The sequence below is a fragment of the Devosia riboflavina genome (genome assembly GCF_000743575.1).
Classification (GTDB): domain Bacteria; phylum Pseudomonadota; class Alphaproteobacteria; order Rhizobiales; family Devosiaceae; genus Devosia; species Devosia riboflavina.
The window spans coordinates 139354-159997 of the sequence record NZ_JQGC01000017.1; the positions used below are offsets into that span (position 1 = coordinate 139354).

A 20644-nucleotide genomic window follows, 5' to 3' on the forward strand; every position below is an offset into this window, starting at 1 on the left:
AAACCCTAACCCGTCTCAATGACACGATTAACTCATTCGAATGACTGTCTCGTGACGTGTTGAAAGGCCCGAAAGGGCGAGCGCGCCGTCCGAATGGACGAAGCGGCCGCGTGAGAGGGTCGCATGGACGCGACCGACACCGGCATCGCTGGCAATAAGGAGATCGGCACGCAGGCCGACACGGATTTCGCCGCGATCTTCGAGGCCGAGCGCCCGGGCCGGATTGAGCGAGGTGAGCTTGGCCGCGCCCGGCAGGCCATTGGGATCGGTCTTGCCCAGGACCAGCACGGCCGGCAGCATGGCGGAGGGGTGATAGTCGGCGGCAAGAAGATCGAGCACGCCGGCTTCATGGGCTTCGCGGGCCGAGAGATTGCCGGAATAGGACTGGCCGCGGAGAGCGTTCGGCGCGCCCATGGCATTGAGCATGCCCCGGCGATTTGCTTCCTTGGCGGCTTCCAGAGTCACCGGGAATTCCGAAATATTGGCGCCGAGGGAATCCATCAGCTCCACTTTTTCGATCGTGTCGTCATCGTGGCTCGCGACCGGCACGCCATGCAGCGCGCAATATTGGGTGATGGCGCGGAGGGTCGCGGTCATGTCGCCGGCGGTTTCTTGGCGGTCGCGAATGCGCTGCTGCAATTGTTCGGCGGCGGCTTCGAGCGAAATGCCCTTGTTCTTGGAAATGTTGGCGGCCTGGAGTTCCAGATTGCGATACTGCCCCTGCCCCGGCGTGTGATCGCAGAGGGAAACGAGATCGACCGAGCCCTCGCCGACGAGTTCCTTCACCACAGACAAGGCAGCCGGGAAAGTCACTTCAAAACGGGCATGGACGCGGTGGTCGATCAGCAGGTTCGGCCGCGCCGCGACGACGGCGCGGATCATTTCGCTGGTAAAGTCGTAGGAGCGCATATGGCCATAGGTGGAGCCCGGCGCGAAGGAGAGCGAGGCATAGGCCGTGGTGACGCCCGCCGTTGCAAGCTTCATGTCGAGATCGCGGAGGCCCATTTCCATCGGCATGCGCACGCCCGGACGCGGCTCGATTTCCCTCTCGATCATGTCGCCATGCATATCGATCATGCCCGGCATGAGGAGGAGACCACGACCGTCTACGTCGGCATTGGCGACGGGCGTTTCGCTGATCTCGGCAATGATGCCGTCTTCGATACTTACCGCGCCGTTTTCGATGACGCGATCGGCGAGGACGATACGGAAATTAGAGAGCCACATTGTCTTCTTCCTCGCTCTGGTCGGCAACGACCTTGGTATTGAGATTGATTTCGCGGTCGATCAATTGAGCGACGTCGCCGGGGTGATGGAACACGCCAATGATGGCGACACCTTGCGCCTTCAAATCGGAGAGGCGACGCACGAGGGCGGCGCGGGCACCAACGTCAAGCGATGCCGTGGGCTCATCGAGCAGCAGCAGTTTTTGCGGCAGGATCAGCGCACGAGCCAGATTGACCTTCTGCTGTTCGCCACCTGAGAAAGTGCTGGGATAGGCACGCCAGAGTTCGGGGCGTACACCGAACTGGTCGAGCCAGTGCCGGGCTTGATCGAGTGCCTCGGGCTGCGAGGTGCCCGCGAGAAGCAATGGCTCGGCGACGATATCTTGCGCCGCTACGCGCGGTCGTGCATTGAGGAACTGAGTGACAAAACCGATTTCCTCGCGGCGGAGCAGCGCGATATCGACATCGGCCGCATTGGCGAGGTCGATATCGCCGTGATTGGAGCGGTACCAGACGTGGCCGCCAACCGGCAGATAGGAGCGCCAGATGGTGCGCAGCAGCGTCGACTTGCCGGCGCCATTGTGCCCGCGCAGCAGCAGAAATTCGCCTTCATGAAGGTCGAAGCTGACCCCTTCAAAGGCATGCAGCATGCTGTCGAGATGATACATGCGGAAGGTCTTAGTGAGCCCATCGACACGCAGCAAGGGAGTGGAGTTCATGGGATCACCTCAGAGCTTTGCGTGCACGAGTTGCTGGGTATAGTTGTGCTGCGGGTCCTGGAACACCTGATCGGCAAGACCCTCTTCCACCACTTCGCCATGGCGCATGACCATGACACGGTCGGCCATCGTGCGGATGACGCCCAGATCGTGGCTGACCAGCACCATGGTGATTTTCCGGTCGCGCTGAAGCCGCTTTAGCGTATCGAGCACCAGCGCCTGCACGGAAACGTCGAGACCCGTCGTGGGCTCGTCGAGCAGCAACAAAGCAGGTTCGAGTGCGATGGCCTTTGCCAATTGCACGCGCTGCTGCATGCCGCCCGACAGCTCGATAGGCCGCGCATCCATGCGCGAAAGCGGGAATTCGGAGGCATCGAGCGCTTCGCGTGCCTTGGCCCGGAGCACATCAAAGCTGCGTTCGCCGGCAATAAGCAGCCGCTCGGCGACATTGCCGCTCGAAGAATGCTTCATCAGCAGGCCCAGATGCGGGTTCTGGTAAACGATGCCGATATGCCGAGCGCAGAGCATGCGGCGCTCGTAGCGCGTCAGGTCGAAGAGATTGCCGTCCTCGCGGTTCGGAAGGCGCAGCGTGTAGTCGCCGCTATCAGGCGTGTCTTCGAGGTTCATCATCCGCAGCAGCGTCGACTTTCCCGAGCCGCTTTCCCCGACAATGCCCATGACTTCGCCGGGATAGACCGTGGCATCGACATGGCGCAGGGCGCGGACGTCACCGTAGGTTTTGGAAATATCGCGCATCGTAAGAAGCGGTTCGGCCCGCATCAGGCGCGGCGCGGCGCGGTCCAGCGCCGCGGGGCTCATATCCAAGCTCATGCCGAAAACTCCCCATTGCGATACCAGGTCTTGCCGATCTCGACCGGTGTGCCTTCCGCCTGTTGGATGGCCTTGATGCCAAGATTGCTGTCGGACACTTCAAAGGCAGAACCGCCGCCGTCGATGGGCAATTCGTTCATGAAATAGCCGGACACGCCGGAGCGGCGGCAGGTAAGATCCGCATGGTCCTCAACCCGATAGGGACGGTCGGAGAAAACCAGCGGCTCGACGCGGGTAAAGGGCGGAACGGCAAACAGCCGCTTTTCCCGACCCGCGGAGAGGAATGTGAGATGCTTGGCCATGTTGAGCTTTGGCACATCCCAGCGCGGAATGGGCGAGGGCGTCATGACGTGGCGGCCATTGACCATCGAGGGGTAGGCCGCGCCCTGCATGATCCGACCCTTGCGAACGATCTGCTCGTAAAGCGTCAGCCAGAGCTTTCCGTAGTCGGCATCGGCGTGCATCTGCCGGGCGATGGAGATGTTGGGCTCCACGCCACGCAGGGGCTCGGGATTGGGCACCTGCAGCACGAGGATCTGATCCTCGCGCATTACCTCTTCGGGCACGCGGTGACGCGACTGCACGATGGAGGCGGCGAGTGTGTCCCAGGTTTCGCTCGCGCCCGACACCCGCGAAATGAAGCGGCGGATCGAGGCGGCATTGACGCCGTCGTCAGCGCCTTGGTCGATCACCTTTACCGTCGAGGTCGGGTTGACCAGCGTGAGGGTCACCTGCAGCCCGCCGGTGCCCCAGCCGCGGGCCATCGGCACCTCGCGGCTGGCATAGGGCATCTGGCAGCCGGGTACTGCGATGGCTTTTAGCATCTTGCGGCGCAACTCGCGCTTGGCCGAGGCGTCGAGAAAACCGTAACTGGTCGCAGCCCAGGGCCTTGTCAGGGATGAAAGGCTCATTCTGCTGATTCCATCTGGCGCGTTTCGGCTGGCTTTTGCTCGGCCGCCGCCTTTTTTGCTTTGGCGTCACGCATGGCATCGAGGATCGACTGGAAGGTGACGTAGTGGGGCAGCTTGAAGTGGATGCAGAAGCCCGAGGCCTCTACGCTCTCGGTGTGATAGAGATAAAATTCTTCGTGGACGGGCGAGCCCACCGGCGCCTCCGCCGAATTGAGATCGAGCGTTGCTGCCGCGATCACCTTCACTTCGTTCCAGCCGAAGGTCGCGGCGAAGCCCAATTCCAGAAATCCGCCCTTTTCCTTGGACGTGACTTCGGCTTGGCTGACGCGCACACGCCCGGCAGAAAACTCGGTGCCGCTCGGATGGCGCACGACGACTTCCGCCTCGCCAAGACGCAGTTCATTGACCGTCGGATGGGCATTGCCGTAGCCGCGCATGGCCGAGTAACCGAGGGCCAGAACGCCACCGGTCTCGGCACGGGCGAGGCTCTGCAGGCGATGCGCACGGGAGGCCGGGAAAAGCAGGGGTTCGCGCGTCAGGTCCGGAATGTCTTCGGGCGCCACATCGGAAGCATTGGCGGGAGCGACCAGACCCTGCTGGCGCTGCCAATCGGCAAGCGAGGGCTGGCGCGACGGCGCAGGCTTGGCCGCAGCCTCTACGGCCGGTGGCGCATAGGGCTTGCCTTCGAGTACGTCGGTCGCCAGCACGCGGTGCGAATAGTCGAGGGTTGGCCCAAGAATCTGACCGCCCGGAATATCCTTGAACGCCGCCGAGATGCGGCGTTGGGTGAGGATTTCGTCCTGCTGTACCGGCCGGGCGATGGCGATGCGCGGCTGGGTGGTGCGCCAGGCGCGCAGCACCAGCACCGCTTCGGAAAGTTCGCCGCCGGTCTGCGCTAGCGCAAGGGCCGCCAGTTCCTCGCTATAGAGCGAGGCTTCGCCCATCACGCGATCGATCAGATAGGGCATGGTCTGCTTAATGGTCTCGACGCGGCTCGCGTCGATGGTCCCCAGATCCTGCCGGAAGAGGCGCTCGGCCTGCTCGATGGCCTTTTCGCCACCGCGGGTTGCGACATAGGCCATTTTTAGAGGACCTCTACCTTGGTTGAACGCGGAATACCGATGACCGAACGGCCATCGACGAGGAGCATGTCAAAGCCTTCGGGATAGGCGCAGAGCATGGCGCGCATGGCCCAAAAGCCGGACGCAATGCCGAGGGTTACTTCAATGGTGCCATCGACGCCCGGGCCGGAAAGCCGCACGCGCTGGCCGACGCCATGGCGAACTGCTGCAACGAGCGTTGCGCCATCATCGGGATAGAGCGCGCTGCCGCAGCGGAGCGCGACAAGCCGCGCTTCCGCGCCTTCGAGCGAGGACAGGAACACGTGGTCTGCCTGGGAAACATCTTCGGCCTGAAGCGCACCTGTCGCCGCAATCTGCGCGCGCAGGTCCGGATCATCGGAAAACACGGTGCATTCAAGATCGACCAGCGTTTCGACAACCGCGGAAAACCCAGCCTCGGGCATGTCCCTGATATCGCCGGGGCGCGAAAGGGCCCACATCAGCGCTTCGAACGTCGCATTGGCGCGCAGTTCGACGGCATCGGGAGGAGCAACGGTCAGCATCAGAACGTCTCCATTTCGACGCGCGTGGCTTCCACCTGCCGCATGCGCTTTTCGTCTTCGGCGACGAGATATGCCCGTTCCTCGGAGAGAAAGTCCGTCGTGGTCGGCTCTTCGCCCAGGGTCGCGATCCGAAGATCGACGACGGCCATGGCCATGGCGCGTTCGAGATCGCGGCCGGTGACCATGCCATAGCCGACATGCCCTGCGGCATCGGTGATATGGGCTTCGCTCACCAGGACTTCGCCGAGGTGAAAATCGACATTTTCGACCGTGTCGCGCATCGGCACCATGACGAGGCCGGTGCGGTTGGTCAGGACGGCGATCTCGCCCATGCTTTCGAGCAGGGTTTCGGCAAGCGCCTTTAGCCGCTCGGGCCGGGCCCGCGCCAGAATGCCCAGCATGGCGCCTTGATCGGGTCCGCCGGAGGGAGTTTCGCTAAACATCATTGCTTCTTTCGGTCGTCAACACGGTCGGCTGGTCGGTTTCGAAGGTGAACTGCACCCGGTCACCGGCCCATACCGCCTCGGAAAATCCAATCGGCCGCCCGTCGAGATCGGCGTCGACCTTCTGCACCACGAGCACCGACTGGCCCGGCCGCAGCATCAGCATGGCCGCCTCGTTTTCGGAGGCGATGCGGGTGAAGACGGTGGTGCGCAGGCGCCGGTAATCGGTGATGCCGTAGGAATGGTAGACCTTGGTGATGGAGGTCAGTTCGCGCCGCCGTTCCTGCAGGTCCGGAAAGCGCGTGAGGTCGTGATAGGCCCAGCCCATGCTGATCGGCAGGTCATTGGCAAAGCCGCGCCAGGAGCGGGCGATGACCGGCGCGTCGATCTCAATCTGCAGGGCCGCGGCCACGCGGGTGCTGGCCGGAATATGCATTTCCGACAGCGTTTCGCCCGAGGCCGTCAGGCCCTGGGAATTAAGATTTTCGCGGAAGCGCGTGCGCGGGCCGATGACATAATTGAGCAAAGGGGCGCGCTCGACAAAGGTGCCGCGCCCATGTTCGACGCGCAGCTTGCCCTCGGATACCAGCGCCGCCAGTGCCTTGCGCAGCGAATGGCGCCGCGCCCCGTAAAGCACGCAAAGTTCAGGTTCAGACGGCAGGCGCGTATCCGGCGCGAGGCGTCCCGAGACGATTTCTTCACTGATCCTGTCCCGGGTTTCCTCCCAGGAATGGCCTTGATTGCGCATGGTACCAACTCATTCGAATGAGCTGGTTGTAGCCATGGTCAATGACACGCGCGTGACATGTGGCGGCCCGATTGCGCCGCCGCCGGCCTTTGGCAGATTCGTTGAAAAGCCGGATGACGCCTAGCTCTGCATGCCCTTGAGCAGGTCCGTCAGGTCCCTCGCATAGGGATTGATATGGACGCGCTCGACGACGGGGCGCTGCCGGTTGGCCCTGACATCGGAGGGGCTATAGGCAAATTCACGCCGGAAGGCGCGGCTGAATTCGGCGGCGTCATTGAAGCAGAAATCCTCGGCAACCTCGAAGATGCGCCGGCCGCTCAGGGGATCGGCAAGCACCTTGTGCGCCGCCAGCAGCCGCCGCTTCTGGATATAGTGCATGATGCCGCCCGAGGCTTCGAACAGGCGATAAAGGCGGGAGCGGGAAACCCCGAGGCCGCGCAGGATGAAACTCACGTCGAGCGCGGGGTTTTGGAGATTATCCTGCACGCATTGCCGGGCGCGCTCGAGGAGGGCGTGATTGATCATGGCGCCGGCCTCTTCGAGCCGATCCGGCGAGGGCGCGATGGCTGCGAGGAGCAGGGCGCGCGTGGCCGCGACGAGTTCGGCGAGATCATCGGGCTGTAATTGCGACATGCGGCTTTCAAGGCTCAGCATATAGTCGGCAAAAATGCCGCCCATGCCGTCCTGGAGGAGGGTGAGCGAGGCTGCGTCGAGGAGGTGGGCGGTATCGCGGCAGGTGTCGCGCGGGATGTAAAGGAGGTGCGCCTTGCCCGCCGTGACCTGGCCGTGAAAGGGGTCGACAAGCGAGGTAAGTTGCGGAACGCCCGCGATATTTTCGAGCAGAACCCGCGATCCCTCGATGGTGCAGCGGCCGGTGACGAAGAGCGAAACCACCCAGTGATCCAGCGGATCGCGCTTGGCTTGCTCGGCAAGGCTGGCAAAGCGCAGGCTGTCGGTCTCTACGGTCTGGAAGGCCATGCCGCCGAGGTCCCAGGTGCGATGCCGCGCCCGGAAATTGCGGTTGGCTTGGCTTGGAAAAAGATCGAAGGCAGCGGAGTGGACGTCGCGCCAGGCCTCGAACCGATCTTCCGCAGCCACTTCGCTGGTCGAAAAATCTATAGGCCTCAGGCTCTTGGGATCATCTTCCGGCAGGCCTATCAGCGGCATGGCCGGTTGATATCGTGGGCGAATGCTGGACGCATGGTACATTCTGACGCTCTCCTTCGAGCCCTTCGCGTCGACGACGGCGGAGGGCAACTCACGACGGAGGGGCTGCGGAACAGCCCATCCTTGCTTTGCGGCAGGCCAAGGGGCACACGGCAGCAAGAAGTTGAGAAAGTCGAAGGGGCAGTATGACTATGCTAGAATTTTATCCGAATTTTGCCGCCGCAAGCAATTTGCTTGGCTTCAATGGCCGAAAACAAGCGAATTGCCAATCGACAATACCATATACTGTGGCAAACGCATGTGCATTCCGTCCCAGGCCTTGTCTTTCTGTTCCAATCTGGCCGGCGGGAAACGACGCCTTTGCGCCTCTCGGTTAACAGACTGTGACCCTCGAGAGGCGCGCCCGCGCGAATTGGTGAAGCCTTGCGTGAACGGGTTGCGGCCTAGTCCTGATCGCCGGTGATATCCTTGTAGATCACCCCATCCTTCATGATGATGAGGAACTTGTTTTCGGGATCAGCGACGAGGCTCAGGTCTTCGAGCGGATTGCCATCGACGAGCAGGAGGTCGGCATAGGCGCCTTCCTCGATGAGGCCGATGCGGCCGGGATAGGGATTGCGCTTGCCCGAGAGCAGCAACAGTTCGCCATTGGTGCCGGTCGCCATCTGCAGCGCTTCCGCGGGCGTGTACCATTTGAGCAGGTTCAGCAGCATATGGTTCTGGCCGCGGGCCAGAATGGGCGAGAACAGGATGTCGGTGCCCCAGGCCGTCTTGAGGTCGTACTTCCTGGCAAATTCGTAGATATTGCTGGTGCCTTCCAGCACCTCGTGGAATTTTTCCATGGACGAGGGCGGCAGGCCGGCGCCCATCGCTTCGTCAAAGGGCTGGGTGCTGAGCCAGATGTCCTTTTCGGCCATGAGCTGCGCCGTCTCGTCGTCGATCAGATGGGCGTGCTCGATGACCTTGACGCCCGAATTGATGGCCGTCTGTACTGCCTGGGGCGTATAGGCATGGACCCCGACATAGGTGCCCCAATTGGACGCGGCCTGGACGGCGGCTTCGATTTCGGCATCGGTAAAGGTCGAGGCATCGAGCGGGCTGAAGGGTGAGGCCACCCCGCCGCCGGCTGTCAGCTTGATCTGGGAGGCGCCCTGCATCAACTGCTCGCGCGTGCGCATGCGCACCTCGTCGGGCGAGTCGGTGACCATGGCCATCCCCGCCTCTTCCATCGGCGTCAATTCGCCGATCCTGCGGGGCAGATCGGCAAAGGTGCGGAAGTCGCCATGACCGCTGGTAATGGTCAGGATGGCGCCGGAGGGGTAGATGCGCGGCCCGGGAATGAGCCCCTGATCGATGATTTTCTTGAGCCCGAAACTCGGTCCGCCGAGATCGCGCACCGTGGTAAAGCCGCGCATCAGCGTCGCCGTCGCCTCGACCCCGGCAATCAGGTGCGTATAGCCCATATCGGCGAGCCCGGTATCGGGGGTGACCCCGATCAGCATGGTGTGCCAATGCGCGTCGATCAGGCCCGGCATCAGCACCTTGCCCTCGCCGTCGATCACCGTTGCGCCGTCTTCGCTGATGTCGGCGGTCGAAATGCCGGCGATCTTGCCATCCCTGACGAGGACATTGGATGGACCGCTCAAGGCATCGGACTGCCCGTCAAAGATCCTGACATTTTCGAAGACGACCGGCGGTCTTGCCGGCTGCGCCAGAGCCGCCGGCGCCGCGGCCAGGAGGGCGATAGCCGCAACGGCAGGACCCGCAAAAAACAGTGAAATCAGGGACTTGGCTTTAGAGATACTCATGGCGCGCAGAGCTCCATACACTTGAGGGAGTAAAGTTTAGTCGGATCGGAGGTGCCAACAATCGCACTCCGTCCCAATAGGCAGCCTGCCGTCCCAACTGTGGCGAGGGACGGCGGGAGGTGGGCGCGGCGGCGCCCTACCAGACCTTGACCGAGGCAATGGCCCCCTGCAGGTGACGGCTCACATTGGCCATGTCGTCGCGGATCGAGGTGCAATTGCGGAAGTTGCGGGCCGTGCAGAGATCGACGCTGAGCGAATGGCTCTGGCCACCACGAAGGGCCACCGAGGCGATCCGGTTGCGCCAATTGCCGAGGTCGTCATTGCCATTGCCGGGCCTGAGGCAAAAACTGTCGCCGCGGAAATTGGGCCGATCGTAGAAGCAGACACGCGTCGGGCCGGTATCGAAGTCGAAATCGGGCCAGAGCGGCGGCGGCGGCGCGGCGATGACGCGCATCACATAGTTCTGGGCGAGCCAGCCGGTCTCGCGCCCGGCATTGACGAGGCACCAATTGCGCTCGCAACGGACGATCGTCACGTCCTCGCCCGAGCGCACCACGCGGATCACAGCATGATTGGTGCCGGGCCCATTGCGCAAATTGACATTGGCGACCGTGACGGCCGGCCCGAACATCTGCGCCAGGGCCGGCAGGGACAGCACCAGGACCGCGGCAAGCGCCATGGCCAGCCGGACAAATGTCTTCATCATCGTAAGCCCTCCCTATCGGACGCAATTGCTGACCTTGCTGGCGTCAAACCAATGTCACGCCGAGCAAAACCGGCCAAAATTCCAAAAATTCGAAATAGTCACGCTTGTTTGACTGACGTTAGCACAGAGAAAAATCCGGACAACGCCGGGACAAGCCTGAATCTGAAAAGATGGACGGAATGCCAAGAATATGGACTGGAAGACAAGAGAGTTTGTGGAGTTTATATTTTGCTTTTGCTTGGTTGTCTGGGTTTGAAGTTGGCTCGGGGCCTGGCCCTGGTGACTCTCTCCCCCCACCCTCGTTCCCTCCCCACGAGGGGGAGGGAGGCGCAGGCTTCAGTCTTCCGGGTTCTTCGCTTCCTCCGTAAGGAGCGCACTCTCCTCATTCCACCCACTGTGCTGCCCTCGGGCTCGACCCGAGGGCCACACAGCTCATGCATGAAGTCCGTGGCTTCCGCACTGACCCTCGGATCAAGTCCGAGGGCAGCACGGTGGGGATGAAGACGGCGCGGGCCGACCGAGCATTTGCAGTACTGTCGCTGAGAATGATGGACCATCAGCAAGGCGCCGCGGTTCCGGTGCCAAGGCTACCCGCGTTTCCATCGGTTCTTTCGCGCACAACCAAAATCATGAAGCGGGACGCCCAGCCTAATGCGGGGACGCCGCGCCATTCTCCTCACGCCCCGGTGAGCGGTAGCCTCAACGGGCTCCACACCGGATTTATGTTTTGTTGGAGCCTGTTAGGGGAGACGGCAATATGGCGGCGGGGGCTGACAAAGGGAAACTATCGCTCAATGCGCTGACGGCGATGGTCATCGGGTCCATGATCGGGGCCGGCATCTTCAACCTGCCGGGGAGGTTTGCGACCGCTACCGGACCTTTTGGCGCCATCATCGCCTGGGCCATTGCCGGCACCGGCATGTATATGCTGGCCCGCGTCTTCCAATCGCTGGCGACCAGAAGGCCCGATATCGATTCCGGCGTCTTCGCCTATGCCAAGGCCGGTTTCGGCGACTATATGGGCTTCCTCTCCGCCTTCGGCTATTGGCTCGGAAGCTGCCTCGGCAATGTCTTTTACTGGGTTCTCATAGGCTCGACGCTCGGGCGTTTCTTCCCCGAGCTCTTCGGCGATGGCAGCAGCCCCATAGCGATCGTGGTTTCCCTGGTCGGCATCTGGGCCTTCCACTTCATGATCCTGCGCGGCGTCGAACAGGCCGCCTTCATCAATACCGTCGTCACCATCGCCAAGATCGTGCCGATCGTCGTGGCGGTGCTGATCTTCATTTTCTTCTTCAATTACAACCAGTTCTCCGAAAACTTCTTCGGCGGGCTCGACATGCCCGAAAAGAGCCTCGTCGCGCAGGTGCGCGACACCATGCTCATCACCGTCTTCGTCTTCCTCGGCATCGAGGGGGCGAGCGTCTATTCCCGCTTTGCCAAGAAGCGCGAGGATGTCGGCACCGCCACCGTGCTCGGCTTTGTCGCGGTGACCGGCCTTATGGTCGCGGTCACCCTCCTGCCTTTTGCCACCGCACCGCGCGCGGCGATTGCCGGGGTGGCGAACCCATCGCTGGCCGGGGCGCTCGAACTCGTGGTCGGCCATTGGGGCGCGGTCTTCATTTCCATCGGCGTGCTGGTTTCGGTGCTCGGGGCCTATCTTGCCTGGTCGCTGATCTGCGCCGAGGTGATGTTCGCCGCGGCAAAATCGCAGGACATGCCAAAAATGTTCGCGGCGCAGAACGACAATGGCGTGCCCGCCAATGCGCTCTGGCTGACCAATATCGTGGTCTCGATCTTCGTCATCTCGACCTATTGGTCGGCCGACGCCTTCAACTTCATGCTCGACATGACCAGCGTCACCGCCCTCCTGCCCTATCTCCTGGTGGCCGGCTATGGCGTCATCGTCGCCCGCAGGGGCATCGGCTATACGGCGAGCGAGGCCAACGAACGGCCGATGGACCAAATCATCGCCTGGATCGCCGTCATCTACACGCTCTTCATGTTCGTGGCCGCGGGGCTGAAATATGTGGTGCTGGTGGCCGTTCTCTTCGTGCCGGGGACCATCATCCTCTATTTCTGGGCCCGCCGCGAGCAACAGGCCCGCTTCTTCACGCCGGTGGAGCTGGTGGTTTTTGGCATCACCGTTCTCGCCGGCATCATCGGAACAGTGGGTCTCGTGACCGGGACCATTACCCCCTGAAATCAAGGAGTTTGACGATGGAATCCAGTTTTGGCGTCCATTCCGAAGTCGGCCAATTGCGCAAGGTCATGGTCTGCGCGCCCGGCAAGGCGCATCAGCGGCTGACCCCATCCAATTGCGACGACCTGCTATTCGACGACGTGCTCTGGGTCGATGTGGCCAAGCGCGACCACTTTGATTTCATGAACAAGCTGCGCGAGCGCGGTGTCGACGTGGTAGAGATGCATAACCTGCTCGAACAGACCGTGGCGCTGCCCGAAGCCAGGGCCTGGATACTCGACAACCAGATCGTGCCCAACAAGGTGGGGCCTGATCTCGTCAACGATGTCCGCTCCTATCTCGATGGACTATCCAACCGGCAATTGGCGGAGACTTTGATCGGGGGCCTTTCCACTTACGAATTCCCCGATTCCGTCGGCGGGGAGCGCATGAACCTGGTGCGCGACGCGGCGGGGGTGAACGAATATCTGCTGCCGCCCCTCCCCAACACGCTCTATACCCGCGACACCACCTGCTGGATCTATGGCGGGGTGACGCTCAACCCGCTCTATTGGCCGGCGCGGCACGAGGAAACGCTGCTCACCAGTGCGATCTACAAGTTCCATCCCGACTTTGCCGGCAAGGTGAATGTCTGGTGGGGCGACCCGACCAAGGAATGGGATCTCGCGACCCTCGAAGGCGGCGACGTCATGCCCATCGGCAAGGGCAATGTTCTCATCGGCATGAGCGAGCGAACCTCGCGCCAGGCGATCGCCCAGCTTGCCAAGACGCTTTTTGAAAAGGGCGCCGTGGAGCGCGTCATCGTCGCCGCCATGCCAAAGCTGCGCGCCGCCATGCATCTCGACACGGTCTTCACCTTTGCCGACCGCGACTGCGTGCTGATCTATCCCGATATCGTCAACCCCATCGAATGCTTCTCCTATCGGCCCGATGGCAATGGCGGGCTGGAACTGAAGAAGGACAAGGGCGGACTCGTCGAAACCGTGCGCGAGGCGCTGGGGCTCTCGGAAATCCGCGTCGTCGAGACGGCGGGCAATGACTATACCCGCGAGCGCACCCAATGGGACAGCGGCGCCAACCTCGTCTGCGCTTCGCCCGGCGTCGTCTTCGCCTATGACCGCAACACCTATGTCAACACGCTGCTGCGCAAGGCGGGCATCGAGGTCATCACCATTTCCGGCTCCGAACTGGGGCGCGGACGCGGCGGCGGCCATTGCATGACCTGTCCCATCATTCGCGACGCCGTCGACTACTGAGTTTTTCAAACGCGTATCGAGGTGCAAAAATGTCTAGCAATTTCTGGGAAATTCTCTGGCTGATCCTCTCCACCTTCTTCCTCATCACCTATCTCATCGTGCTGTTCCAGATCATCATCGACCTGTTCCGCGATCGCGAGATCGGCGGCTTTGCCCGGGCCATCTGGGTGATTGCGCTGATCTTCCTGCCCATGCTGACGGCGCTCGCTTATCTGCTCACCCGCGGCAGCGGCATGGGTCGGCGGCAGATTGCGGCCAATCAGGAGGCGCGGGCGGAAGCTGAGACCTATATCCGCAATGTCGCCGGCACCTCGCCCGCCGAACAGATCGCCCGGGCGAGCAGCCTCCTCAAGGAAGGGGTGATTTCCGAAGCCGAGTTCAACACGCTCAAGGCCAAGGCATTGGCATGAGCGAGACGGGTCGGGATGGCTCAACGGGCGTTGCAGGCATGACCGACGAAAGTCCCGGCCATGACCATGACCATGGCCACGACCCGATCATCCCCATCGTCGATGTCATCGTCGCGCAATTGCGCGAGCGGGCGGGGCGGCCCGATGCCGCCCTGACCTGCGCCGATCTCCTCGCCATGGTGGGGGAGCGTTCGCATGTGCTGGCTATCATGCTCTTTGCCCTCCTCAACCTCTTGCCCGGCCCGCCGGGCTATAATTTCCTCATGGCGGTCGCCATGTTCGCGGTCGGCATAGCTATGCTGCTGGGTCGCCCGATGAGCTTTGGCAACTGGTTCGGGCGCATGCCGCTGCCCCTAAAAGTCATCAAGAAACTGCTCGAGGCGCTAGCGGTGATCGTGCGCTGGGCGGCAAAGATTTCGGCGCCGCGCTGGCGTGGGCTCGTGGGGCCGGGCGCCATGCCGTTTCTGGCGGTGATCGCCATCTTCCTCGCGCTCGTCAACATGGCGCCGGTGCCGTTCATGAACCTCATCCCCTCGGCGGGGCTGGCGGTCATCTGCATGGGCGTTCTCAACCAGGATGGCATTGCCGTTCTGGTCGGCATTGCCATTGGCGCATTGGGGACGGTGGTGGCGCTGGTCGCCATCTGGCTGATCTTCGTGCTGGCCTTTGCCCTCGGCGATATCGTCGAGCATGTGGTCGAGGGGGACGACCCCACACAATAAATCCGGCCTCCGGGCCAAAGCGACAACAAGTGCAAGGAGTTACCAAATGGCGGCGTCTTCCAAGCGTTGGGCGGTTACATTCAGCCTGTTGCGCGGCGCGCTTCTGCTGATCGGCGGGCTCGTCGCCCTGTTTCTCCCCGATTATGCGCTCAAAGTCGTGGTCGTGGTCGGCGGCACGGTGCTGCTGGTGGATGGCGTGCTGGGGGCCTTGGCGAGCCAGAACTATGGCATCGAATCGAGCTGGCCCTTCTGGCTGAGCCTCGTGCGCGGGGGGCTGGCGGCACTGGCCGGCATCCTGCTGCTCTTGAGCCCCTTCCTCGCGGGCGTCTTGACCGTCGATCTCCTCTCCTGGCTGATCGGGCTCGGCGCCATTGCCGTGGGCCTGACGGAAGCCTTCATCCTCATCCGCTACCGCAAGAATTTTCCGCCGGTCTGGACCTCGGTGGCGGGTGCGGCCATCTATATCGTGCTCGGCGCCCTGCTCATTGCCCTGCCGATGACAGGCGCACTGCTGCTTATGCAGATCGGCGGCGGTCTCGTTGCCCTCTTTGGCCTGATCCAGATTGTGAGAAGCTGGGGCGCGGCCAAGGAAAGGCTGGCGCGGGTCTGACATGGAGCCCATCCAGCCGCAAAGGGTGATCAGGGAGCCATCGCTGCTCGATGCGCTGATTCCGCTCATCGTGCTGGCGGTGCTGATTTCGGCGGCGGTCTATCTCTTCGGCAATGCGGCCATGGACGGGCCGCTGCAGGTGGCGCTGATCTTTTCCGCGCTCACCGCGGCGCTCATCGTGCTCAAGAACGGCCACGCCTGGGAGGAGGTGGCCGAGGCCGGGCGCAAGGGCGTCTCCTCGGTCGTCAGCGCCATTTTCATCCTCTTTGCCATCGGCGCGCTGATCGGGGCCTGGAACATGGCGGGCACCATCCCGACCCTGGTCTATTATGGCATCACGGTCGTCGATGCCGACTGGTTTTATCCGGCCGCTTTCCTTGTCTGTGCGCTGATCTCCTTCGGCATCGGCAGCTCCTGGACTACGGCGGGGACCATCGGCGTCGGCCTTGTGGGCCTCTCCATCATGGTGGGTGTATCGGCCGAAATCACCGCGGGCGCGGTTATCTCCGGGGCCTATGTGGGGGAAAAGATGTCCCCCTTGTCCGAAACCGCGATCCTTGCCGCGCAATTGACGGATACACCCATCCATACCCATTTGCGGGCGCAGGCCTGGAGCTCCGGCCCGGCACTGGTCATCGCGCTTGTCGGCTTCGTGCTTATCGGCACCCTCGATGGTGCGGCCGGGGCGAGCGAGGCGCTGATCGATTCCGAGCTTGGCGCCCTGTCGCAGCTTTTTGCCATTTCCCCATGGACGCTACTGCCGGTGGTGCTGCTCGTCGCGCTATCCGTACTGAAAGTGCCAGCTTCGCTGGCCATAGCGGCTTCAGCGCTGTCGGCCGCGATCCTAGCGCCGTTTCTGCAATCGGAAGCGGTGTTGCGCTTCATCGATGCGCCTGATCTTGCCCCGATCATCGCTCACATAAAGGCCGGCTGGCAGGTGATGGCCACCGGTTTTGAGGCCAAATCCGGTCTCGAACAGGTGGATAGCCTGCTCTCGCGCGGCGGCATGGCGAGCATGCTGCCCACCATCTGGCTCATTCTCGGGGCGCTGGTCTTTGGCTCGCTGCTCGACGAATTCGGGCTGCTCCTAAAACTCGTGACGCCGCTGATCGCCCGGGCGAAATCGACGGGCGCGCTGGTCGCCACTGTGGTCGGCTCGGCCTTCGGGCTCAATGTCGTGGCGGGGGATCAATATGTGGCCGTGGTCTTGCCGGCCCGGATTTTCAGCGCCGAGTTCGGCAAGCGCGGCCTGGCCTCGAGCAACCTGTCGCGGGCCGTCGCCGATGGCGGCAGCGTCACCTCGCCGCTGATCCCGTGGAATTCCTGCGGCGCCTATATGGCGGCAGTGCTGGGCGTGCCGACGCTGACCTACCTGCCCTTTTGCCTCTTCAATATCGCGAGCCCCCTCATGACCCTGCTGATCGGCTATACCGGCTGGCGCATTTTGCGCGCTACCGCCCCGGCGTGAAACTCTGCCTCAGGCCAATGCCGCGAGGATTTCGGCAATATTGGTGATGGAGGCGGTCGGCGGACCGGGCGAGCGCGATGGGATCGACCGCCCCTCGTGGCGCGCCTCGCTGGGGCTGTAGCCGAACTGACGCCTGAAGGCGCGGCTAAATTCGGAGGGTTCGAGAAAACCGCGTTCGGCGGCGATTTCGTGAATGGGACGCATATCCGCGCCCGAGGACAGGGCCCGATGCGCATCCTGCAGCCGGGCGAGGCGGATATATTGGACGACACCGCCCATGGGTTCGAACAGGCGATAAAGCGCGGTTCGCGACATGCCCAATTGCCGGCACAGCTCCCGCACAGTGAGCCGGGGCGATAGCAGGTTCTGTCGGATGAGGCGCTTGGCGCGCTCCAACTGCGTCGCCTGCAGGGCCGGCATGGCCTCGGCCAGCGCGTCCCGGCCCGGCGCCGTGCAGGCGACCAGCATGGCGCGCGTTGCCGTGGCGACGGCGGGCAGGTGATCGGCACTGAGACGCGGCAATTGTCGCCGCAGCGAATGGAGATAATCGGCGAGGAGCCCGCCGAGCTGAGAGGCGACATGGCGCTCATGCAGCGCATCGAGGCCCTGCGCGCCGGCCGGACAGAAATCGCGCGGCACGACCAGGGCGACGGCATCGAAATCGGTGGTGGAGCCGGCGCTGATCCGGTGCATGGACCGCACATAGCAGAGCCCGGCGCCCGCCCTGTGCCCGGCCTCCGAGCGCATGACGCCGCGCCGCGGCGCGACCAGCAGCCAGTGATCCACCGCATCGGCCCGCAGGCGGGAGGTATCGCGGCGGAAATCGAGAGCGGGCATGACCGTATGGGTCAGGGCCAGGGCGCCCATGTCCCAGGCCAGCGACTGGGCCCTAAACCCCTTGTCGTGCGGGGTCTTTGGTTCCATGGCGACGAGAGGCCGCATGATCGACACCCAGGCATCGAACTGATGCCTGGCCTCTACCGCGGCCGTCGAGAAGGCGTAACTCGGGACGCGGTCTGCGGGACTGGCGGTCGCTTCGGTCATGTCGGCACCCTTGGCGCTCTATCTCAAGGCTATATGCACCGCCGCCATCCCGGCAAGGAGCCGGGTTGGCGCGCGGGCGCCGGGGGGTTCGGCAGGAGGCCTAGATCCGCGTTGCCGTAAAATTCCGGCGCGACACGCCGGGCACGGTTGGATGGTAGGTGCAGCGCAGGGTGCGGATGCGGGGCGTATCGCCGACGATGACGCGCCCGAGATTGCCCAAAAACCCAAGCGGGCGGCAATCGACCGAGGCGGCTTCCCAGGCCTGGCGGCGACCGCAGGAGGTGCGGTGCAGGTCCATGAAAATATCGCGGCCCGAGGTATGCCAATCCATGCGGCCATCGCATCTGGTGCCGCCGCCGCGCACCTGGAAGGTGCCGCGCCGGTCAAAGCAGAAGGTCACCCGATAGGGACCGAAGAGGGTTTCATTGGACCGGAAGCAGCCATTGACGGAAACGCCGCCGGGATGATCGGGCACCATGACCAGGGGCGCGATATCCTGCGCCTGAATGGCGGAGCCGAAACCTGCAACAAGTATGACGGCCGAAAAAAGTAGTTTTAAATTAAAGCCTTTCACGAGAGCACCCTCCTCTAAATGGTGACTAGCCATTCCCGCTCCGGGCAATCTTAGCGAATGGACGAGGCACTTTTGATGTGCATGGCGTCCCACGGCTTTACTCTATGTCCCTATTTGCAAGGCCGCCCTGGGCGATCCTTTCCCGCGCCCGCATTCTTGGATTAGCTAAAACCCTGTCGTGGTTTTCAAGAAGGAGAGAGTTCATGAACAGGGATCACGAAGAGGGTTTTGATCGCCGCGACTTCATGATTGCCTCGCTGGGCGCCGTCGGCGCCGCGGCCGCCCTGATGTCGGCTCCGGCCCTGGCCCAGGACGCGACCACGCCGAAAGCCGAAGGCGGCACGGTCTTTACCGGCGACATCATCAGCGGCAAAAAGGTGATCTCCACGCTCGATATCGACACGCTGGAGCCGGGCCGGCACTTTTTCTATTTCCAGGGCGTGCAGATGCCCACCGGCCAGCACTGGTATGTGTCCGTCGCCGTGATCAAGGGCGAAAAGCTGGGCAAGCGGGTGGGCCTGATCAGCGGGGTGCATGGGGATGAAATGAGCCCCATCCACACCATCCAGACCGTGATGGCCGCGCTCGATCCCGCGGAGATGTCGGGCAGTGTGCTGGCCGTCTACGACCTGTCGCGGCCGGCCGTGGAAGACATGACCCGCCGCTGGCACAATTCGGGGCGCGGCATGGACCTGATCGACATGAACCGCCTGTTCCCGGGGAATGAAAACGCGCCCGATGCGCCGGTGCGCCATGCCGGCCTGGTCTTCAACCGGTTGCTGCGGAACAATCTCGACTATGCCATCGACTTCCACACCGCCGCCACGGGCATGGACGCCACGTCCTTCCATCTGGCGCGGATGGAGCTGCCCGAAGTGCGGGAGATGGCCGAGCTCTATCCAATCGACCACATCTTCGACAACGTGGCCTATCCCAGCATTTTGCCCAATGCACTGATCGATGTCGGCATTCCCTCTTTCACGCCGGAAATCGGCCGCCCCCGCATCTTCGACCACGAGATGATCCCGCTCTTCGTCGAAGGCACGATGAACGTCCTAAAACATCACGGGGTGATTGCCGGGGAGATCGGGCGAACGGGCAAGGACAGCGGCGTTGTCATCGGCGATGCCATGGCGCCCGTCATCACCACCCATGGCGGCTTCGTCGAACTGCTGGTCGAGCTCAAGGAAAAGGTCGAAGCGGGACAGAAGGTCGCCATTCAGCGCAATACTTTTGGCGAGATCGTCGCCGAATATACCGCACCGCGGAGCGGCGAGGTGCTCGCGCGACGGACCGACGCCACCTGCGAGGAGGGGATGATCATTCTCTCCTTCCTCTTCGACAGCACGGTGCCGGAGGGTGGGGACCAGATCGTCGAATGATCTTTTTGGGGGCCGGGTCCCGCCCGGTCCCTTTCCACCAACCTGATTTTCGGGAGCTGCCCATGACTAAGGGATTTCATCGCTTTTTCAGGACCGCATCGCTGCTGGTCGCCGCCCCGCTGCTGCTCGGCGGGGCGGCCGAGGCGGCGAGCTGGACGGCGCGCGGCAATGAGCCGGGCTGGCACATTGACGTCAGCGACAGCGCGATCAGCTTTTCCAGCATGGAGGGCGAGACTTTTAGCATCGAACCCGTGCCGGAGCCGGTGCGCGCGGAAGACATTGAAGTCTATACGGGGACAGCCGGCGACAAGGCCTTTACGCTGGTCGCCATCGACAAGATTTGCACCGACAATATGTCGGGCATGCCCTTTCCCAAGGCCGTGGTGGTGACGATTGGCGAGCGGGCGCTGGTCGGCTGCGGCGGCGATCCGCTGAGCCTGCTTATTGGGGACTGGAAGGTCGAGGAGATTGCGGGAGAGCCTGTCATCGCAACCTCGGAAACCTCGCTCGCCTTCGATCTCGACGGCAGCATGCACGGCAATGCCTCATGCAACCGCTTCTTCGGCGGTTTTAGTCTCACCGGCGAAGGGCTGACCCTGTCGCCCGGCGGGGCCACCATGATGGCCTGCGAAACCGGGCTGATGGAGCAGGAACAAAAGTTCCTGGCGGCGCTAGAGCAAGTCAATCGCTTCGAAAGCCTTGCCGACGGGCGGCTGAGACTGGTGGACGTGGAAGGCAATACGGTGCTGGCGCTGCGGCAGTAGGGGGGCCCGATCTCACGCCCTCCCGGCGCGT

Annotated in this window: 21 protein-coding genes; 8 read left to right on the top strand and 13 right to left on the bottom strand. The window is 62.9% G+C overall.

The genetic code is table 11. From position 1 onward, the window contains the following. Positions 1–27 precede the first annotated feature (27 nt). The 11 genes from JP75_RS17385 to JP75_RS25470 form a co-directional block, all read right to left on the bottom strand. Positions 28–1227, bottom strand: a complete 1200-nt coding sequence (locus JP75_RS17385; protein WP_035085495.1) for an alpha-D-ribose 1-methylphosphonate 5-triphosphate diphosphatase — start codon at positions 1225–1227, stop codon at positions 28–30. Continuing rightward, positions 1214–1945, bottom strand: coding sequence for a phosphonate C-P lyase system protein PhnL (locus JP75_RS17390; protein WP_035085497.1), 732 nt, complete (start codon positions 1943–1945; stop codon positions 1214–1216). The genes JP75_RS17385 and JP75_RS17390 overlap by 14 nt, the downstream gene beginning before the upstream one ends. A 9-nt stretch (positions 1946–1954) precedes the next feature. Further along, positions 1955–2776, bottom strand: a complete 822-nt coding sequence (locus JP75_RS17395) for an ATP-binding cassette domain-containing protein (RefSeq protein ID WP_051960846.1) — start codon at positions 2774–2776, stop codon at positions 1955–1957. Continuing rightward, positions 2773–3687: an alpha-D-ribose 1-methylphosphonate 5-phosphate C-P-lyase PhnJ gene (locus JP75_RS17400; RefSeq protein ID WP_035085498.1), complete on the bottom strand. Its 915-nt coding sequence runs from the start codon at positions 3685–3687 to the stop codon at positions 2773–2775. Before JP75_RS17400 ends, JP75_RS17395 begins: the two co-directional genes overlap by 4 nt. Beyond that, entirely contained in the window at positions 3684–4769 is a 1086-nt protein-coding gene (locus tag JP75_RS17405; protein ID WP_035085501.1) for a carbon-phosphorus lyase complex subunit PhnI, read from the bottom strand. Before JP75_RS17405 ends, JP75_RS17400 begins: the two co-directional genes overlap by 4 nt. Before the next feature lie 2 nt (positions 4770–4771). Then, a complete protein-coding gene (gene phnH, locus JP75_RS17410) occupies positions 4772–5311 on the bottom strand; it encodes a phosphonate C-P lyase system protein PhnH (protein WP_035085503.1) in 540 nt (179 codons plus the stop codon). Then, positions 5311–5754, bottom strand: a complete 444-nt coding sequence (locus JP75_RS17415; RefSeq protein ID WP_035085505.1) for a phosphonate C-P lyase system protein PhnG — start codon at positions 5752–5754, stop codon at positions 5311–5313. Before JP75_RS17415 ends, phnH begins: the two co-directional genes overlap by 1 nt. Then, a complete protein-coding gene (phnF, locus tag JP75_RS17420; protein WP_035085507.1) occupies positions 5747–6502 on the bottom strand; it encodes a phosphonate metabolism transcriptional regulator PhnF in 756 nt (251 codons plus the stop codon). The genes JP75_RS17415 and phnF overlap by 8 nt, the downstream gene beginning before the upstream one ends. Positions 6503–6622: 120 nt before the next feature. After that, positions 6623–7711 (bottom strand): helix-turn-helix domain-containing protein, encoded by a 1089-nt coding sequence (locus JP75_RS17425; protein ID WP_051960847.1) that lies wholly within the window; start codon positions 7709–7711, stop codon positions 6623–6625. A 401-nt stretch (positions 7712–8112) separates the two neighbouring features. Then, entirely contained in the window at positions 8113–9477 is a 1365-nt protein-coding gene (locus tag JP75_RS17430) for a metal-dependent hydrolase family protein (RefSeq protein ID WP_051960848.1), read from the bottom strand. 136 nt (positions 9478–9613) lie between these two features. Next, complete coding sequence (locus JP75_RS25470) at positions 9614–10183, bottom strand: SH3 domain-containing protein (RefSeq protein ID WP_051960849.1); 570 nt, start codon at positions 10181–10183, stop codon at positions 9614–9616. Between the two features lie 757 nt (positions 10184–10940). Here JP75_RS25470 and JP75_RS17440 point away from each other — a divergent pair. Genes JP75_RS17440 through JP75_RS17465 form a run of 6 tightly spaced genes read left to right on the top strand, consistent with a single transcriptional unit; the run spans position 10941 to position 16849 of the window. After that, the gene (locus tag JP75_RS17440) at positions 10941–12383 is read left to right on the top strand and encodes a basic amino acid/polyamine antiporter (protein WP_035085509.1); all 1443 of its coding nucleotides are present in this window, start codon (positions 10941–10943) and stop codon (positions 12381–12383) included. A gap of 17 nt (positions 12384–12400) precedes the next feature. Beyond that, complete coding sequence (locus JP75_RS17445; RefSeq protein ID WP_425277291.1) at positions 12401–13639, top strand: arginine deiminase; 1239 nt, start codon at positions 12401–12403, stop codon at positions 13637–13639. A 29-nt stretch (positions 13640–13668) separates the two neighbouring features. After that, positions 13669–14049 (top strand): PLDc N-terminal domain-containing protein, encoded by a 381-nt coding sequence (locus JP75_RS17450; RefSeq protein WP_035085510.1) that lies wholly within the window; start codon positions 13669–13671, stop codon positions 14047–14049. Next, on the top strand, positions 14046–14771 hold the full coding sequence (locus JP75_RS17455) for an exopolysaccharide biosynthesis protein (RefSeq protein WP_035085511.1): 726 nt from the start codon (positions 14046–14048) through the stop codon (positions 14769–14771). Before JP75_RS17450 ends, JP75_RS17455 begins: the two co-directional genes overlap by 4 nt. Before the next feature lie 46 nt (positions 14772–14817). After that, on the top strand, positions 14818–15381 hold the full coding sequence (locus JP75_RS17460) for a DUF308 domain-containing protein (protein ID WP_035085512.1): 564 nt from the start codon (positions 14818–14820) through the stop codon (positions 15379–15381). A gap of 1 nt (position 15382) precedes the next feature. Further along, positions 15383–16849: a Na+/H+ antiporter NhaC family protein gene (locus JP75_RS17465; protein WP_035085513.1), complete on the top strand. Its 1467-nt coding sequence runs from the start codon at positions 15383–15385 to the stop codon at positions 16847–16849. A gap of 9 nt (positions 16850–16858) precedes the next feature. On the opposite strand, the gene JP75_RS17470 is transcribed toward JP75_RS17465, so the two are convergent. Next, positions 16859–17893, bottom strand: a complete 1035-nt coding sequence (locus JP75_RS17470) for a helix-turn-helix domain-containing protein (RefSeq protein ID WP_051960850.1) — start codon at positions 17891–17893, stop codon at positions 16859–16861. A 100-nt stretch (positions 17894–17993) separates the two neighbouring features. Beyond that, a complete protein-coding gene (locus JP75_RS17475) occupies positions 17994–18467 on the bottom strand; it encodes a hypothetical protein (RefSeq protein ID WP_035085514.1) in 474 nt (157 codons plus the stop codon). A gap of 203 nt (positions 18468–18670) precedes the next feature. Between JP75_RS17475 and JP75_RS17480 the strand changes: the two genes are divergently transcribed. Both JP75_RS17480 and JP75_RS17485 read left to right on the top strand, forming a co-directional pair. Then, the gene (locus JP75_RS17480; RefSeq protein ID WP_035085515.1) at positions 18671–19849 is read left to right on the top strand and encodes a succinylglutamate desuccinylase/aspartoacylase family protein; all 1179 of its coding nucleotides are present in this window, start codon (positions 18671–18673) and stop codon (positions 19847–19849) included. A 62-nt stretch (positions 19850–19911) separates the two neighbouring features. After that, on the top strand, positions 19912–20613 hold the full coding sequence (locus JP75_RS17485) for an META domain-containing protein (protein ID WP_051960851.1): 702 nt from the start codon (positions 19912–19914) through the stop codon (positions 20611–20613). Positions 20614–20644: the final 31 nt, after the last annotated feature.